Here is a 16,392-nt window from a genome sequence, read left to right as displayed (position 1 = left end):
AACAACGCACCGCAAGCCGACGGAAGCCCGTTACGACCCCGAAAGACTGAGGATAAATAAAAAGGCCCCGCAAACTTCGCGGGGCCTTCCTTGCGTCGCGTGCAGCCCGCTCGCGAGCGGTCTAAAGCTCAGGCCGCTGCCGGGACGACGTTGACCGTGTGCTTGTTGGCTGCGCCCTTGGTCGTGAACGAGACATGGCCGTCGACCAGCGCGTAGAGCGTGTGGTCCTTGCCGATGCCGACGTTGTTGCCCGGGTGCATGCGCGTGCCGCGCTGGCGAACGATGATGCCGCCGGCGAGGATGGCCTGGCCGCCGTACACCTTCACACCAAGTCGTTTCGACTCTGAGTCGCGGCCGTTACGTGACGACCCGCCTGCCTTTTTGTGTGCCATTTGTTTGCTCCTTTACCTGCGTGCGCTTACGCGTTGATCGCGTCGATGCGCAGTTCGGTGTAGTTCTGGCGGTGGCCGCCATGCTTCTGGTAGTGCTTCCGGCGACGCATCTTGAAGATGGTCACTTTGGCATGCCGACCTTGCGACACAACGGTGGCCTTGACGGAAGCCCCACTCACCAGCGGCGTACCGAACTTAATCGATTCGCCTTCGCCCACTGCGAGAACCTGGTCGAGCGTGATTTCTGCGTCAATGTCAGCCGGTATCTGTTCTACTTTAAGTTTTTCGCCAACGGCAACCTTGTACTGCTTGCCGCCGGTTTTTATGACCGCGTACATTGAGAACCTCACTCTTCAATAATTTCGGGACACACTGCGCGCCCGAAACCTTAGATTATACATAGAGTTAGCTGCGCGGTCAAAAGGTGTGCACGTCCGTTGCGCGCGTACGCGCGCGGGATTTGGGGCCCGTCAGACGGGCTCCAGGGCTATCCGCGCGGCATAGCGCCAGCATCCATGCGCCCGTCCGGGCCGCGAGAAAATAGAGGGAGCCATCGGCAGGACGGTAGCGGAGCGTCCGGCATGTAGTCGATTCGCCTTATAATCCGCGGCACTACCCCTATTTGCCATCATGTCGTCCACCGCCACCCCATCCCCCAGCGCAGCCACCCTGCTTGCCCCCATTGCCAGTGACATGGAGCAGGTGAATCGTGTCATCCGGCAGAGCCTGGCGTCCGAGGTGATGCTGATCAACCAGATCTCCGAGTACATCATCGGCGCGGGCGGCAAGCGGCTGCGTCCGGCGCTCCTGCTGATGGTGGCCGGCGCGCTCGGCGACCACGGCACGGAGCGCCATGTGCTCGCGGCGGTCGTCGAGTTCATTCACACGGCCACGCTCCTGCACGACGACGTCGTCGACGAATCGGACCTGCGGCGCGGCCGCCAGACGGCCAACGCGCTGTTCGGCAACGCCGCCAGCGTGCTCGTAGGCGATTACCTGTACTCGCGCTCGTTCGAGATGATGGTGGGCGTCGGCAAGATGCGCGTGATGGAAATCCTGTCCGCCGCCACGACGATCATCTCCGAGGGTGAAGTCCTGCAGCTGCTGAACATGCACGACGCCGACGTGGACACCGACCGCTACATGCAGGTGATCCGCTACAAGACCGCCAAGCTTTTCGAAGCCGCGGCACAGCTCGGCGCGGTGCTTTCGGGGGCGGATGCGCGCACCGAGGAAGCCGCGGCCGAATACGGGCGGCGCATCGGCACGGCATTCCAGATCATGGACGACTGGCTCGACTACACGGGCACGCCTGAATCGATGGGCAAGAACGCGGGCGACGACCTGCGCGAAGGCAAGCCCACGCTGCCGCTCATCTGGCTGATCGAGCACGGCACGGCCGCGGAAGCCGCACTTGCACGCGAAGCGATCGAGCAAGGCGGCACGACGCGCTTCGACGAAATCTTCGCGGCAATCACGCGCTCGGGCGCGCTCGAGCACACGCTGCAATGCGCGCGCACCGAGGCTCAGGCCGCCGCCGATGCGATTTCGGCGTTCCCCCCTTCCATTTACAAAGATAGCCTGCTAGAATTATGTTCTTACTCGACGACGCGCCAGTCTTGAAACAGACGAAGCGGGTTGTGGAGTCCAGCAGTAAATTCGGGGTGTAGCTTAGCCTGGTAGAGCGCTACGTTCGGGACGTAGAGGCCGGAGGTTCGAATCCTCTCACCCCGACCAGATTTTCTCTTGAGAAATCAAGGCAGAAGCCGTCCACTAACCTGGACGGCTTTTTTGTTTTCCGGCCGTTCTGCGCCAAATCTGCGCCACCCGCGCCCGTCATACCGGGCCGGCGATGGCTAAAACCGGTCGCAACACGTGGTTTCTTTTTCCCCAAAGGACACCACACATGGCCAGCATCGACAACCGCTCCCGCTTCAACGTCCGCGTGCAGAACCGCGCCGACCTCGACCGCAGCTTCCCCTACAACCAGACCAAGAAGGTCGAACAGTACGTCGCTGACCTCAGGGGTCAGGGGTTCAAGCCCCGCATCGAGCGGGCGGACGACACCTACTTCGTCCGCATCCGTCAGAAAGGCTACCCGGAGCTGCAACGCACGGTCGGCTCGCTCGAGGAAGCCGAAGCGCTGGTCAACCGGATTGCGTGCCAACGCAACGACGGCCTGGTCATCGACTATGCGACCGCCCACAAGATGACCTTCGCCGACTGCATCGTGCGCTTCATCCGCGAGGAATGTCCCCGCCACAAGGGGTTCGAGATGGAAACCTACAAGCTCAATGCGATGCTGGAGGACGCCGGCCGCCCGCGTGTGGACCTGGCGCCGGTCCTCGACGCGAACCTCGCCATCTATCCGCATCTCCGCAACGTGAAGCTGCGCACGCCGACCGGTATCAAGGTCCGCAGGGGGTCAAGTGCGCTCGCCTGGATTAACCTGCCGTTCGCCCAGGTGAAGACGACCGATATCGAGGACTACATCCGCGAGCGGCTGGAGGACGCCAAGCCGGCCACCGTCGACCGCGAGCTTGACCTCATCTCCGCCATCTGCCGCGTCGCCATCAAGACCTGGGACCTGCATGTCGCCAAGAATGCGATGGAGGGTGTACGCCGCCCCCGCTATTTCAACGAACGCGACCGGCGCCTGAAGACCGGCGACGAAGCGCGGTTGCTCGCCGCCGCCCGTGAGGAAGACCGCCTGCGCTCGATTGACCGCCGAATCGAGGAGCTGATGGTCACCGCGCGGACGGAAGCGGGCGACCTGCCGACGGTCTACCAGAAGAAGGCGCACCTCAAGGTGGCGCTCGCAGCCTGCCGCATGGAGGCCGAACGCGATTTCACGCACGTGGCCGAGCTTGAGACTTTCGTCCAGTTCCAGCTGATGACGGCAGCACGGCGGGGAGAAGCGCTCAATCTCATCTGGTCCAACGTCGACCTCGACGCGCAGACGGCGCTGCTGCCCGAAACCAAGAACGGCCGCTCACGCACGCTGTCGTTGCGCGCCGAGCTCATCGCGATGCTCAAGGCGCTGCCGCGTCACGGCGACTACGTGTTCACGCTCAGTGTGGATGACCTGGAAAATGCCTGGACGCGCATCTGCGCGAGGGCAGGCATCACGGAGCTGCACATCCACGACCTGCGCCACGAAGCGATTTCGCGCGTCGCCGAAACCGGCCAGTTCACGCTTATCGACCTGCAGGCGTTCAGCGGTCATCGCGACGTGCGCATGCTGCTGCGTTATGCGCACCTGTGCGCGAGCCGGCTCGCCACCAAGCTCGACGACGCGTTCCGCGAGGCGCCAGTGCACAAGGGCCGCCGGCGGGTGGTCGCGGGCAGGATTTCCCTTGCGGAGCTGGCGAACGCCCCGGCGGATGAGCTGCCGACCGAGCCTGCGGCCGACGCGCCCGCCCCCGATGACGTGCCGCCGGCACCGGCCAGCAATATCATTCCGCTGCGCCGCCGCGCCGCGTGAGCGGCTCAACGTTCCCTCTTTCCGGCCGACCTACACTGCAACGCTTTCGCTTCGAAGATTTTGTGAACAGGGATGGCCGCCGCGTGCTCGATGAGGCGGGCCGGCAGGGCATTGACGGCGTCACGAACCTCGGGTCCTCGACGGAGGTGCGCTGCGGCCTCATCCTGCAGGCGCTGGTCGGGCACGCGCCGTATCTCGCCGATTTCCAGCTCGATGACACCCTGGGGTGGGTCCGCCAGCTTCGCGACGGCGTGCCAAACGGCCAACCGGGAAGCTGTTCCGCTTCCCGATAACGTCGCCCGCCCCCCCGAGGGCGGGCGCGTGAGCGAACCCGCCCGCTCTCTCCAGTGACCCATTATTAGGGCCAGATAGTTTGGGGGAGTTTCCGCGCGGAAACTTGAAGCCAACTCCGTCATCCCCCGGAACAGTTTCCGCGCGGAAACTGCTCGGGGCGTCCTCGCGACGGGGCGGCACCCGCGCCGCGTTGCGCGCCCCTGGAAAATGGTCCTCGCATCGAGGCGTTTAATCTTCCCGAAAAACGCGCCGGTCGATTTTCGGATATATCCGCATATTTCATAAAATATCGGATTAATAAAATCCGAACACATCTACGCCAAGAGGCATACCGAAATAAATCAGCCCAGCCTCTTGCGGGTATGCATTTTCCCTGTATTATTCCGCCGTCCGAGCCGGAATCCCGAAAATCATGGAAAAATGCAAATCACCGTCTTTTGAAATTACTGCCGCGTGTTTTCCCGCAACCCAACGCCCCCGTGTATCCCAGTTGGGATTTCGTGTTCGCGTCCATCTCCCGGATGCCCCGTGCCCTACTCCTATGGCGGTGTGCTCTCGCTATTGAAAGATGGCAACTGGGATTGCCACGCCTGGCAAATCAGCCGAGGGGTAGATGGCGACGACCCGGCGCCCGAAATGGATTTTCTTGCGTTGCCGGAGAATATGATGACCGCACTCTACGATACCCTTATCGCAACACTCGATTCGCCCATCCGCCCCGACAATGCCATCGTCATGAGCAATGATGAATTCAATAAGTCGTTTTATATTTACTAACCTGGGCATCCTCACCGACCAATGAAGACAACAACACCATCCACAGTGAAATCAAACCAACGAGAATCACACTAATTTAGTCACGGCACTTAAATTGATTAATCTCTTCAATCACGATAGTCATGAATAACGTCATGAACCGGTCCATGCCGGCCATCGAATCGCGATTGCGCGCAGACGCCGTCGACGCCCGCCTGCTCGCGGGAATCCGCCACCATGCCGCCCGGCGTGATGCGGCCACCTCCTATGTCGTGTCAGTTGCGCTGCTCCTCGGAGACCCCGCCGGCGACGATGATGAACGGTGCGTGGTCATTGCGCTGCCCCACACCGATGCGAACGATATCGACGTGTCCGATGAGCGACCCGGCGCGATGGTGCAGGCGACGCCGGTAGGCGGCAGCGCCGCCGTCCTTGTGCTGGCGGGCAATCGGGTCGCGCTCGCCGAACGCGCGGTCATTGAAGCGAGGCCTCTCCTTCGCGGGCGGCTCGTCGTTGTGTGGGCGTTCAGAAACGAAACGGTTGTGCGCGTGTACGGCTACGACGGCGAGGTCGAGGAGGCCCTGTGGCTCGCATCGTTGACGGCCCAGAGTCACGAGCGGCCGGATGGCGAAGAGGCCGCCGTCGATGACTTGCTCATCCGCGTAGCTGAGACCTTTAACCTCGCCCTGCCCGCTAGCGAGGCGGCACTGCGTAGACAGACGAAGCACCTGGCGCGGTCTGAATCTGAAAGAGCAGTTGACGCTGAACGAAGCGCGAACGGCTGCAATTGTGAACCACCTTCTGGTATTGAACACTCGCCTCGCGTATGAGCCGGGCGACCGTGACGGTGTCGCCCAGCGCTCTCACGGCCGCCGCCACCAGTACAGGGTCAACTGACACGGTCGTGCTCATGCCGTCCCCGGTCTTCACGCGAAAGAGTTTGTAGGTGTAGCAGGTTTTCTGATTGACCTGTCGCATTCGCGTCTCCATCCGATATCGGGCGTCCGCCAACGTGGCGGCGACATTGTTGTCATGTCCTGCTTCATCCCTGCGACCGGCATTCGCATCGTGCGTCTGGGCACACCAGGGAAGCCGTGCGCGCGCCCATCGCGCTCCATCAGAGGCGCTCCAACCTACCGCAGCCCCTTAAATCCGGGCTTGTAGATATTACGGAGCGTGTCGGCATTCTGGCTGAGCAGCCTGGCTTTCTTGGCATTGAAATCGTATTCCGACGACACCTTCTGGGAATTCGCATTGAGATTGGTCAGGTGATATTTTGTGTTATGCAGTTTTCCAACCGACTCAATCACTACATCTCCGGTCTTGGTTGTAAAAATAGGAATATCAAGCTCGTAAAGAATGTCGCGGATTTCCTGACACGGATGAGAGTATTGGTTGTCGTAATTTGAAGTGCAAATCGCAACGGTCGGCCGCACCTCCTCCAGAAACTTCTGGGTGGTGATTTTGCTGGGCGCGCCATGGTGCGGTAAAACCAGTATATCCACTTCACGACAGAAAATGCGGCAGGCGCGAAGATAGGCACCTATCGTACTGTCCTCAATGTCTCCGAGGCTCGCCACATTGAACGAACCGGTCCGGAAAAGCTTCACTGTAGAATTATTGTTTGAATTATTCTCATAAATCTTCTTTGGATGATAGAGGATATTCTGATACCCAAGGTTCTGACTTTTATCGAGAGAATTGATATAGTCAGGGTCAACCCGGATAGCCGATACGGACTGCCTGGTCGTCAACGCGTTACGCCGGTAATCCCGAATAAGCTTCAAGCTTTCCCGTGCACTGTCGGTGTGCGGCTCATAGCCAGGATATTCAATCTTGGCCGGTTTCAAATGTTGGAGAATCCATTCCAGGTCACCGGGATTGCAATGGTCAATGTCCCAGCTCGTGATATGAAGCACGTCGATTGTCTGTTTTCCGCAGATTGCCAGCTCGTGCGTCAGCGTCTTGTGACTATAGGCCTCCGTCCGTCGAGCCTCGATAAGCGTGAAGTGCCCGTCAGCGAAGTACGAGTAGGAAGAGCCTGCCTCTCCGAGCTGGTATGCACGGAAACGGGTCTTGACAGATTTAAGTCCGACCGAATCTCGCACCCGGTCCACAAAAGGATTAACGCTCACGAAGCCCCCCATCAAATTGCGTTAGTTCAATGATGCCGACGCCTTTTCGGAAAACAGGATTTCATTCCACTCGGCCGTCTCAAATCCGTGTCGGGCAATCAAGTCAAATACTTCCGGCTTAACTTTTTTCAGGTCGGTCGCCCACCCTGCCGCCCCCTTCACCTGCAAATCGGATAACCAGGCCTCGGTAGGCGCTGCTTGCCGGTCCCCGCCGCCCAGTCTCGAAAGTGATTCCTCCGGGTTCGAGCCGATTTGGTAATAACGTCCGAGCGTCGGACTATCGATGATGGCATTGACATACGGCCGCACCCTCAAGGCCCGGGACTGGTCCATCGATATTTCGAGGATGCGTGCAACGCGCGCTGGATTCCATTGCGCCTGAAGCGAGCGACGACGAAACGGTGCACCGGCGTCGGACACCACAAGGAAGTCGATTCCGGATTTCAGCGTCCGTGTCCCGGTGTCAAAGAGCGGCTCCATCCCGAGGTTGTCATAGACCCCGCCATCGATGATGTGCAGGGTCCGATGTGCGGGAGCAACAGGTGTCTCATCCTGCTCGGAGCCACCCCAGTCCGGCCGCCTGAACCATTGAAACTGCGTTGCGTCGAGGCGAAGTGGTCCGATGAGAAGCGGGTAGGCAGCCGATGCCGCCATCGCCGCTGCAAGCGGAAATGCGCTGGCCGATGCGTAGCCGGTCAGGTAGTCGCCGCAGCGCCCCCGCTTGAAGCGAAACCGGCGCCCCGTTTCGGCCGTCGTCCCATTGATGGACCAGTCGCACGCCGAATCCAGGGCGTCTACGGTGATGTCGACGCCCCACGTCCGGTTGATTGCATCGGCGAGTACATTGGCCCGCGAGAAGAGGTACCGCCAGTTTGCCGGCCGGCCCAGCAGAAGACGTCGCGCTTCGCGTTCCAGGCAAACCGTGGTCAGCAATTCGCGCAGATGCGGAAGCACATGGGTGAGGTACCGATGCGAAGTCGGCCACTTCCAGCCGTTGAACCGGTAAACCAGCCCGGTAAACAGACTTCCACCGGACACCGATGAGATGGCAACAACCTGCTCGAGCAATGCGCTTTGCGCGAGCCACTGCAGCACGCCCGCGTGAAATATCATCGCCCTCACCCCGCCGCCCGAGAGCGCCAGCCCAATTCGCTTGACCATGCCTTTACGTCCGTAGATGAATCGGCGGTACCTATCGCGCACCGCACCCACCATACCATATCTTGTGTTAATTGTGACGCAAAACACAACATCATGTTTGACCTTGAGGTGCGGCATCGCCTGAAAGGTTCCCGATGACTTTTGCGGAGCCGACGACCCGCGCTGAAAATATATAGGCGGCACCGTGCGCCCCGGAAAGGAAGCTCCATCCCTGCTGTGCATCAACAAATCAGACGGCGCCCGTTCGCTGCCGCGCAAGCCACGGCCTCCGCGAAGCACGTGGTGCACACCTCGTTCAGCGGCGCGGACCGCGCAGCCGGCACGCATCGGCGGCCGTTTGCGCCGCATACGCGTGATACGATTTCGCGCGGGGTTAGCGGTGGATACAAAAAATGGCATCAGCCGCATCGAAACGGATACGTAACAGAAGTTTCGAAATGCGGGTGCTTGCGCGCCGGTAGGTGTCTGTCCGTCCCCAGCAAGCACAGATAACAGTAAAGAACAGCGCGGAGAGCGGACCTTCGTATGCCCTTCCTTCCCTACTACGACCACATCGACCCCGGTCAGGGCGGCTCGTCAATGGTGATACCGGAGTGGCCCAGGCCCGTGCTGGACCGCCCGCACGTGTTCATGTGTCCGGTATGCCGCGAGAGCTTCCCTTCATACGAGGACCGCTTCCAGCACCGGTTCGAGGCGCATCCCTACCAGCGCCCGCTGCTTGTCCTTGGGGCACATGAGGTCAATACGCCCCGGTTTGTCGTCACCACGGCGCTCAGCCCCGAGCAGATAAGACCCGTGAATGCCGCGACCTGTCGCCTGGACGGCAAGACAGTGACGGCAAGGATGCTGGCACAGCGTCTTGCAGAAGCCCGGTCGGGATTCTTTAAAGTGGAGTTGACCGGTGCCGAAGGGAAAATCACGGTCAGCTACGAAATTTCAATCGAAATCGCGTCAGATTCGCACGCGTCGCTGGTCGAGCAGGAGTTCGCTCGCCTGTACTCGCCCGGGGTCGTCTCGGTCGCCAGCATCAGCGCGTTTATCCGCGCGGCGTCGGACGCTCGCACGGCGCGCCGCTATGTCGATGGCCTGGCCGCCTACCTGTATGGCATCCTCGCCAAGGACCAGCGGGGCGAAACCACACTTTCGCAGGAGCAGGGCCGCGCACGCCTGAACGAGGCAGGTCAGACGTTATCGGAAATTGACCGCCCCCTCGCCGCTGTCGTGGCAGGCATTGTCAGTTTCCAGTCGAACGCCTTTTCGCGGAACGAGCGCCTCGCTCCGGTTCCGCGTCTGCGAAGTGCCATGCGCTGGTTTGACTCGGTCAGGACAAACGCTCGCATGGTGGCCGTAGACCGGGCGGACAGCCCGACTACACCAAACGCCCGCGTGCTGCTTGACAGTGCGACAGACGAAATACTGGCCTGGATGGATATGCCGCCCGACCGCCTGAGCGGCCACGCCAAACAGATTGCCAAGCGCAGCCAGCAGGACGACTGGCTTCCCGAAGACCGCATCAAGGCGAAGGTGCTCCTGGCCGCTATCCATGAATCAGAGGGCGATGCCGCGCAAGCGGGCAAGGTCGCCCGGGAGTTCCGCCACGACCCGGTTTTCAGCCGGCTGGCCGAACGCCTTATATCCAGTGAGAAAGAGTCACCAGCATGAACAAGTCCTACCCAAATCAAGAGGGTACCCGAGACCCGAATCACGGCCATCCAGGCAGTCCTGGCGGAGGCACGCCGTCTCCCGGCATCGCAGGTGAGTCCACCCGGGCGGACGATACAACTGTCGAACAGCCCGACCACCGGCCCGTCGAAAATCCGGACGGCGACGCCGTTCGGGCGGTCGCCGAAGGGACCCACAAGGAGTCCGTGCATGCGTCACAGGCTTCGGCTGGCGCGGAGGCAAGCACGTCAGTGAACCGTCGTGAGGAACAACTGGCCGTCCAGAGCTTCGGGAGTTTGGGCCCGCGCGACGCGGGCGGCGCCAATGAAGCCGCAACCGTGGAAACGTCAACCTCCGCCAGCAAGAGTGACAGGCGCGTCGAGCCACAGAACCTGGCGGAGTTCATCGACGCGTTTGTCGCCGGCAAGGCAAAGAGCCTCTCAAGCGCGACAGCCAGGCGCCTGATGGGCGCATCCGCCATCGAGCCAGCAGTCCGGGGGCAATTGTTGCGGCGGGCCCAGGAAACCGACCCGACTCTGGAAAAGACGCGAAAGCTCATGCTGCTCGGCAGGGAAAACCGCGCATACAGGACGTTGAGCCAGTTGCTGATGGAGTTCTGCGTCGAATGCGTCGTGCTCAATCCTGCGGTCCGGGCCACGGGGATGAAGACCATGCTGTTCCCGGGGTTCGAAGACGAAAGCAGCCTGGAGGATGCTTGGCGCCTGCTCCAATCGCTGAGTGTTCCAGAGCAACTCCCGCCGGACATCCAACAGTCCGGGACCTCCCCTGAACATGACGACCCTGCCCGCTCCGCCGTCACCACGGATGACCGTGCCAGTGGTGGACGGGAGCCCAAAGGCGGCAAGGAGAGAACGCCGGGAGCGAAGGCGGCGGCCAGCCGCAGCCGACGGAATGCCCTGCTCTGCTCCGCCATCTGGCGCATGCACCACGGTCAGACGAGCTTCGCCGAAATGATGCGCTCCCTTCGCGCAACGGTCTTTGCCCTTCGCGAGCGACCACAGTCGCTGGAGTCCGAGCTGTTCGAGGCGATAGCCACGCTTCCTGAGAAGGAAGACGAACGCCTGGCGTACGTTCTGGAATGGTCGGCCCGCCAGCAGGCGGAAGGGCTGAACAGGCTGGCAGACGCGGTCCGGCAAGCGGAAGCATTGCAGTCCCAGGTGACGGCTGCCGAGGAACAGTTAAGGGGAATGACTGAGCGCGCGGCAATGCTCGAGCGCCAGCTGGAGGCGGAGCGTACCGCGCGCGCCGCAGCCGACAAGGCCGTCGGCGTGGCCCAGACGCACGGGCAGGCGGACCTTGAGGAAGTCAGGGCAATGTCCCTGCGAGCCATCCGGGACGCGATTGCGCAGCTGGACGTCGTGTCGGCCGCCCTCAAGCGGGAATTCCCGAAAGTTGACAGCGCCCGTGACAAGGTGGATTCGGTAATGGACGCGCTGAAGAGCGCCAACAAGAAACTGGAGGAGGCCTGATGGGGATTGTGGGTTTTGATTTCGGCACGACGAACAGCGTCATGTCCATCATATCGGGGGACCGCTGTATCCCGATTTTGGACGAGGGTTTCCCTCACCCTTCGGTCGTGTCATATCGGGGCGGCGAGATTGTGGTCGGGCGCGAGGCGAAGAAGCAGCTGGCCAGCGCGACCACCGGTGTCGTCGGCAACACCGTGAAATCGCCGAAGACGATGCTCGGACAAAGTAGCGTCATGATTGACGGAAACCGCCATAGCCCGAAGGTTGTGGTGCGCGACGTCGTCTCGCACGTCATGGCGCACGCGCGCGCTGACCGGATTGCCAAACGCAGCGGCGAAGACTTCTCCCGCGCGGTCGTCACCATTCCCGTTGACATGAACGGTGCGCGGCGGCGCGAACTGCGCGAAGCATGCCGGATGGCCGGATTGAGCATCTACCAGTTCGTTCACGAGCCGCTGGCAGCGCTCTATGGTCATCTGCGCGGGCTCCCGGATTTCGCAGCGGAATTCAACCGCTTGAACCGGGAACTGGTCCTAGTGTTCGACTGGGGCGGCGGAACGCTCGACCTGACGCTGTGTCGGGTCACGGACGGCATGCTGGTCCAGGTCGTGAACGACGGCTGCAGTGACGTCGGTGGCGACGTCATTGACGATATGCTCGTCAACGAAATTGAGCGACGGGCACTGGCCAGGCGCGGCATCACCAGCGAGATGCGCCGGCAGGTCGGTGCCGTCGCACGACTGAGGGAGGAGGCCGAGCGGGCCAAGATTGCGCTCTCCTCCAAGGACGTCTATTCCGTACTCGTCCTGGACTATTTCCACTCGGAAGCTGGCGACGTCGACCTTGAGTACCGTCTTACCCGCGAGGAACTGGAAGATATCGTTTCGCCCAAGGTCTCTCATGCGATTTCGCGCATCGAAGCGATGTTGCGTGAGGCACGCGTCGAGCCGTCAAGCATTGAAATGTGCCTGGCAACGGGGGGCATGGTGAACATGCCCTTGATTCAGGAACGCCTGCACGAAATCTTCGGGGCACGCCGCGTCCGAATCTCCGAGCGCGGCAATACGATTATTTCCGAGGGCGCGGCCTGGATTGCCCACGACCGTGCCCGCCTGATGCTCGCCAAGAATGTCGAAGTGGTGGTATCGAGGTCCGCGCACTTTCCCGTCATCCGGGCTGGCACACTCATGCCTCGCGAGGGCGAGGTTCAGCAACTGCCTGAACCGCTTACCCTGTACTGCTGTGACCCGACAGACGGCATCGCCAAATTCCAGCTGGCTGCGCCGAGGCGAACCGGGCGCAATGTGCAGGCCACCGACGAGCGAAGTCTGCTTGGTCTGCTGGCGGTCGACGTGGACACGAGCAAGCCCCCGCTGCTCGAACGCCTGCTGCTGGACGTCGCGATTGATGAGAATCTGGTCCTCTCTGCAACCGCCAGTTCAACGATTGCCGGAAAATCGGATTCCCTCGAGTTGCACAACCTCGAATTCGGCCTTCATGTTGGTTCAGAGCCAGGCGCTGACGGGACACAGAAGCTCGATGAGGACGAGCCTGCAGCAAGCAGCAAGCACGAAATCGGTGCAGTTCAGGTCCGCTCAAACATCGCCACGCGTGCTAACGACCTCAGGTCTGTGCCGGGCGAAATACTTTATAAAACAAATCCCCACTATTTTGATTTGAGGAATTCGCCACCGCGCGAGCAGGACTTCGAGAAAACCATCTACCAGCCCTGTTCCGCCTGTCGCAAGGTGTACTGCGAATGCGCAGCTCTTCGTGCCCGGGCAACAGCGGAAACGCTCCCCCCCAGGCAAGGAAAGGCCTAGACATCCATTCCTGCCAGAGCATTGCGCAAGCAATCGGACCACCACAGTGGCGCTGCCAGCCGCAGCGTCACAACGAGTTGCTGCTCTATCTGCACTGGCAAATTGGCGATAGGGTGCACCTCTGGCCGTTTTACGGATGGAATATTCCGCCGGGTTGTTGCGCAATCGTCGAGGCGTATCCGTCAATGGTGCAACATGTTCGCCGCGCAGAAGGGGGGACCAGCAACCAGCACGACGCGTCCACCGTTGCGGCGTGGCTTCGCCGTGCTGCCCAGAAGGGTCAGTCGCAGGTCGTAGTCCATCTCGCCTGAATCATGCGAACCAGCTGGTCGCCCAGTTCAAGGGCCGGTTTCCCGGAGCGGGCTATGATTAACACACTTTGAGCAGCGTAAGCACTTTGCCCCGAGGTGGTCCAACGCGCGGCGACCTGGCATAGCGCATCCCCCCCTCTCTTGCCGATGAGCGCCCATGAACAACAAGAACGCTTGCATTTTCAGAATCAAACGTTCTCCCTATGGCAATGACATTGCCAGTCAAACGGATGGGGAAGAGTGCAGTCGGGACGTATCTGGATATTTGCCAGGGCTTCGCCACCCAAGAACCGCTTCCTGGGCGTGGTCCAGCACGCCGCCTGCGTGCCATAGTGCGGTGCCCGGCACCGCTTGGTGTGGCTGGCTGGGAACGGAAAAGTCCCACCAGCCACACTTTACCTTGTTAAGGCTATCTTTCTAGAGAAAGATAGAACAGCCCCTCTCGACAGGCCGCTAATCCTTACCAGACAAGGGATTCCCGCATTCGTCGCGTTCACGTGATGCCGCGATATCGTGCGCTTGATGCCGGGGGCATCATATGAACGCTCCCGGGCCACGTATTTCTCGATGGCTCGCGTCGTTCCAATGTTCTGGAATCCAGGGCACGACGTATTCCCGCCATGCACGGCCGGCGCGGAGCCCCGCTATGCAGGCCACACCGTTTGCCCACCGAGGTTATCGTTTCGATAGAACAACCCCTCTATAGATAGTAGAGCTTATTATATCTGGTAGAACAACCCCTCTCGACAAGCCGCCAAGCCTTACCCGACAAGGAGTTCCCGCTTTGGCCGCGTTCATGTGATGCCGGGATTCTGTGCGCTTGATGCCGGCGAATCTTACGAACGACCAAATTCAATTAAAGGGATTCATTCGCTCACGCAACTGGACCAAGGTCAACGCGACAGCATCGGACAGCTCGTCATCGTCACGAACGCTGGACGCGTCGCCCGACACGACCTGTGCCGGCGACCGACGACCTTCTCGTGCCAGGATGCCAAAACGCATCTGGATGCCGCCCGATGCGGCGAGGTCTCCTGTTTGCCACGAAACGACAGTCTCCTAAAGGTAAAGCAGGTGTGAGGCGAACAATGGCAAGTACTGGGAATCCGTTGCCTGCCATTGGCGGCCGCAGTCTGCGTTTACCCCCGAATCGGGGCGTTTAAGTCGCGTGAATACACGTAGAGCCACGTGCTGGCAACCGGACATGGAGACGGCGTTTTCGGCCCCTCATGCTCCGGAGAACCTAGCTTTTTGGAGCGTATTCATGTCGAATTTGCTGGACCTACACGAACTAGCGGAACTGCTCGGACGCAGCCCGGAGACGATTAAGAAAGATTTGAGGCGCAACCCCATGGCGGTACCACCAAGGGTAAATATCCCCGGCACACGCCTGCTGCGCTGGCGCCGGGCCGATGTCGAGGCGTGGCTTGCCGGATTCGTGGTCGGAGGTGGCCAATGAGCCCCCTCGCCGCCCTGAAACTCAATATCCGACACATCCTGACGACTCCGCCACCTGCGTTGGACCACGTCCTGCCGGGGTTGCTGGCGGGTACCGTGGGCGCACTGATTGCCCCGGGTGGCGTGGGCAAAACCATGCTACTGACGCAAATCGGCTGTGCGATTGCTGCCGGGCTGCCGATTCTTGGCGGAGCCCTCACGGGTTCCAATCCTGCGCCCGGCAAGGTGGTGCTGTTGCTCGCCGAAGAGCCCGCAGGCGTCGTACATCACCGGCTGCATGGTGTCGCCGAACAGCTGAAGCAGTCCATGGCGTTGCCGAGCCACGAGAAGCTGCAAGACCTCCTCGCGCATTTGGAGGGCAACCTGGACATCTATCCGCTGAGCGGGCATGGGTCGTTGGTCCACTTCGGCGACGGCAAGGAGGAATACGGTCACCTGGTTGCGCTGTGCAAAGGTGCGCGCCTCGTCGTTTTTGACCCTCTGCGACGCTTTCACGACGGCGACGAGAACGATACGGCGACGATGACTGCCATCGTCAACAAGTTCGAACGGCTCGCGCATGATACCGGCGCCGCAGTCCTTATCGCCCACCACGCCAACCGCATGTCCATGACAACCGGCGGCGGGGAGCATGCCTACGCTTCCCGAGGCTGTACAGCTCTGACGGATGGAGTACGCTGGCAGGCAAACCTTTCCCCCGTGTCGGAGTTGTTAGCCAGCGAGTTCCGCATCCCCAAATCCGAACTCCGTCAGTATGTGCGGCTGGACACCCCCAAAACCAACTACGTTGGTTCTTTCGAGACGGTTGTGCTGCGCAAAGCTCAGCACTCTGGCGCCATGACGCTCTGGCCGCCCGCAGGTACACCGAAGCAGTCGTCGGCACCACGAGCGGCACGCACGTCGGGGACAAAGTGATGACGCTGCGTGTACAGGACAAGCGCATCGTGCGGTACGACCCGATGCTGCCGAGTACGGGACTGTTCGGCTCCGTAGGCAATGGCAAGCGGCCAAAGCTGGATGTCAAATGTGCTTTCGGCGGTGTCGTTTGGCGTCTGCGCGGCCCCGACCACCTTGGAATTCCCGAGCAGACGCTGCTGCTCGTACTGCTGGAATTGGCAGAAGAACAGTACGGCCAGGCTCAGCAAAAAATTGCCGACTGGGCCCTCATTGAAACGGAGCTCTATCGCGAACCCGACGCGCAGCCTCTTACCGCATTTCACCGGGAACATCCGCCTGCTCTCGCGACGCTGAGTGTCAGCTACGCAGAGCTGGCGCAACGCTGCGGACGAACGGCTGAGGGTAAGCGGCTCAGCTGGGCCGTTTGTCTAGGCGCGTGCGCGTGAGGCATGATGGTGAACTGGAGCCACCGGTCAGGTAGCGGGATTCGGCGGACTGGTAGGCGTGTGCAGCTTGTCAGCCACACGCC

General features: G+C 61.0%; 15 protein-coding genes and 1 tRNA gene. 12 read left to right on the top strand and 4 right to left on the bottom strand.

The window, feature by feature from the left end; translation table 11 throughout:
- Positions 1-128: 128 nt before the first annotated feature.
- Both rpmA and rplU read right to left on the bottom strand, forming a co-directional pair.
- Entirely contained in the window at positions 129-392 is a 264-nt protein-coding gene (gene rpmA, locus AB4Y44_RS35900) for a 50S ribosomal protein L27 (protein WP_042270345.1), read from the bottom strand.
- Positions 393-418: 26 nt separating this feature from the next.
- Positions 419-730, bottom strand: a complete 312-nt coding sequence (gene rplU / locus AB4Y44_RS35895) for a 50S ribosomal protein L21 (protein WP_007180329.1) — start codon at positions 728-730, stop codon at positions 419-421.
- Positions 731-1,022: 292 nt separating this feature from the next.
- Between rplU and AB4Y44_RS35890 the strand changes: the two genes are divergently transcribed.
- The 6 genes from AB4Y44_RS35890 to AB4Y44_RS35865 all read left to right on the top strand — a co-directional run bounded on the left by AB4Y44_RS35890 (position 1,023) and on the right by AB4Y44_RS35865 (position 5,756).
- Positions 1,023-2,015, top strand: coding sequence for a polyprenyl synthetase family protein (locus tag AB4Y44_RS35890; protein WP_069268503.1), 993 nt, complete (start codon positions 1,023-1,025; stop codon positions 2,013-2,015).
- 37 nt (positions 2,016-2,052) lie between these two features.
- Positions 2,053-2,129: transfer RNA gene (locus tag AB4Y44_RS35885), tRNA-Pro, on the top strand.
- A gap of 169 nt (positions 2,130-2,298) precedes the next feature.
- Complete coding sequence (locus AB4Y44_RS35880; protein ID WP_368702177.1) at positions 2,299-3,876, top strand: tyrosine-type recombinase/integrase; 1,578 nt, start codon at positions 2,299-2,301, stop codon at positions 3,874-3,876.
- A complete protein-coding gene (locus tag AB4Y44_RS35875; RefSeq protein WP_368702176.1) occupies positions 3,873-4,169 on the top strand; it encodes a hypothetical protein in 297 nt (98 codons plus the stop codon). The genes AB4Y44_RS35880 and AB4Y44_RS35875 overlap by 4 nt, the downstream gene beginning before the upstream one ends.
- A 529-nt stretch (positions 4,170-4,698) precedes the next feature.
- Entirely contained in the window at positions 4,699-4,947 is a 249-nt protein-coding gene (locus tag AB4Y44_RS35870) for a hypothetical protein (RefSeq protein WP_368702175.1), read from the top strand.
- A gap of 122 nt (positions 4,948-5,069) precedes the next feature.
- Complete coding sequence (locus AB4Y44_RS35865; RefSeq protein WP_368702174.1) at positions 5,070-5,756, top strand: hypothetical protein; 687 nt, start codon at positions 5,070-5,072, stop codon at positions 5,754-5,756.
- A gap of 303 nt (positions 5,757-6,059) precedes the next feature.
- On the opposite strand, the gene AB4Y44_RS35860 is transcribed toward AB4Y44_RS35865, so the two are convergent.
- Both AB4Y44_RS35860 and AB4Y44_RS35855 read right to left on the bottom strand, forming a co-directional pair.
- On the bottom strand, positions 6,060-7,061 hold the full coding sequence (locus tag AB4Y44_RS35860) for a ComEC/Rec2 family competence protein (protein ID WP_368702173.1): 1,002 nt from the start codon (positions 7,059-7,061) through the stop codon (positions 6,060-6,062).
- A gap of 21 nt (positions 7,062-7,082) precedes the next feature.
- On the bottom strand, positions 7,083-8,222 hold the full coding sequence (locus AB4Y44_RS35855; protein ID WP_368702172.1) for a patatin-like phospholipase family protein: 1,140 nt from the start codon (positions 8,220-8,222) through the stop codon (positions 7,083-7,085).
- Between the two features lie 525 nt (positions 8,223-8,747).
- Between AB4Y44_RS35855 and AB4Y44_RS35850 the strand changes: the two genes are divergently transcribed.
- The 6 genes from AB4Y44_RS35850 to AB4Y44_RS35825 all read left to right on the top strand — a co-directional run bounded on the left by AB4Y44_RS35850 (position 8,748) and on the right by AB4Y44_RS35825 (position 16,309).
- On the top strand, positions 8,748-9,884 hold the full coding sequence (locus tag AB4Y44_RS35850) for a hypothetical protein (RefSeq protein ID WP_368702171.1): 1,137 nt from the start codon (positions 8,748-8,750) through the stop codon (positions 9,882-9,884).
- Entirely contained in the window at positions 9,881-11,374 is a 1,494-nt protein-coding gene (locus tag AB4Y44_RS35845) for a hypothetical protein (protein WP_368702170.1), read from the top strand. Before AB4Y44_RS35850 ends, AB4Y44_RS35845 begins: the two co-directional genes overlap by 4 nt.
- Positions 11,374-13,197 (top strand): Hsp70 family protein, encoded by a 1,824-nt coding sequence (locus AB4Y44_RS35840; protein WP_368702169.1) that lies wholly within the window; start codon positions 11,374-11,376, stop codon positions 13,195-13,197. Before AB4Y44_RS35845 ends, AB4Y44_RS35840 begins: the two co-directional genes overlap by 1 nt.
- Before the next feature lie 1,575 nt (positions 13,198-14,772).
- The gene (locus AB4Y44_RS35835) at positions 14,773-14,967 is read left to right on the top strand and encodes a helix-turn-helix transcriptional regulator (protein ID WP_368702168.1); all 195 of its coding nucleotides are present in this window, start codon (positions 14,773-14,775) and stop codon (positions 14,965-14,967) included.
- A complete protein-coding gene (locus tag AB4Y44_RS35830; RefSeq protein ID WP_368702167.1) occupies positions 14,964-15,881 on the top strand; it encodes a helicase RepA family protein in 918 nt (305 codons plus the stop codon). Before AB4Y44_RS35835 ends, AB4Y44_RS35830 begins: the two co-directional genes overlap by 4 nt.
- Positions 15,881-16,309 (top strand): hypothetical protein, encoded by a 429-nt coding sequence (locus AB4Y44_RS35825; RefSeq protein ID WP_368702166.1) that lies wholly within the window; start codon positions 15,881-15,883, stop codon positions 16,307-16,309. Before AB4Y44_RS35830 ends, AB4Y44_RS35825 begins: the two co-directional genes overlap by 1 nt.
- Positions 16,310-16,392 lie beyond the last annotated feature (83 nt).

It is taken from the genome of Paraburkholderia sp. BR10937 (genome assembly GCF_040965695.1).
In the GTDB taxonomy this organism is placed as follows: Bacteria; Pseudomonadota; Gammaproteobacteria; order Burkholderiales; family Burkholderiaceae; genus Paraburkholderia.
Note: the sequence above shows the minus strand (reverse complement) of the source record. Positions and strands in the feature narration are given on the sequence as shown.

Excerpts from the sequence above, each read along its gene's own strand:
- rpmA (WP_042270345.1), bottom strand. The coding sequence starts at position 392 with ATGGCACACAAAAAGGCAGGCGGGTCGTCACGTAACGGCCGCGACTCA.
- rplU (WP_007180329.1), bottom strand. The coding sequence starts at position 730 with ATGTACGCGGTCATAAAAACCGGCGGCAAGCAGTACAAGGTTGCCGTT.
- AB4Y44_RS35890 (WP_069268503.1), top strand. The coding sequence starts at position 1,023 with ATGTCGTCCACCGCCACCCCATCCCCCAGCGCAGCCACCCTGCTTGCC.
- AB4Y44_RS35880 (WP_368702177.1), top strand. The coding sequence starts at position 2,299 with ATGGCCAGCATCGACAACCGCTCCCGCTTCAACGTCCGCGTGCAGAAC.
- AB4Y44_RS35865 (WP_368702174.1), top strand. The coding sequence starts at position 5,070 with ATGAATAACGTCATGAACCGGTCCATGCCGGCCATCGAATCGCGATTG.
- AB4Y44_RS35855 (WP_368702172.1), bottom strand. The coding sequence starts at position 8,222 with ATGGTCAAGCGAATTGGGCTGGCGCTCTCGGGCGGCGGGGTGAGGGCG.
- AB4Y44_RS35850 (WP_368702171.1), top strand. The coding sequence starts at position 8,748 with ATGCCCTTCCTTCCCTACTACGACCACATCGACCCCGGTCAGGGCGGC.
- AB4Y44_RS35845 (WP_368702170.1), top strand. The coding sequence starts at position 9,881 with ATGAACAAGTCCTACCCAAATCAAGAGGGTACCCGAGACCCGAATCAC.
- AB4Y44_RS35840 (WP_368702169.1), top strand. The coding sequence starts at position 11,374 with ATGGGGATTGTGGGTTTTGATTTCGGCACGACGAACAGCGTCATGTCC.
- AB4Y44_RS35835 (WP_368702168.1), top strand. The coding sequence starts at position 14,773 with ATGTCGAATTTGCTGGACCTACACGAACTAGCGGAACTGCTCGGACGC.
- AB4Y44_RS35830 (WP_368702167.1), top strand. The coding sequence starts at position 14,964 with ATGAGCCCCCTCGCCGCCCTGAAACTCAATATCCGACACATCCTGACG.
- AB4Y44_RS35825 (WP_368702166.1), top strand. The coding sequence starts at position 15,881 with ATGACGCTGCGTGTACAGGACAAGCGCATCGTGCGGTACGACCCGATG.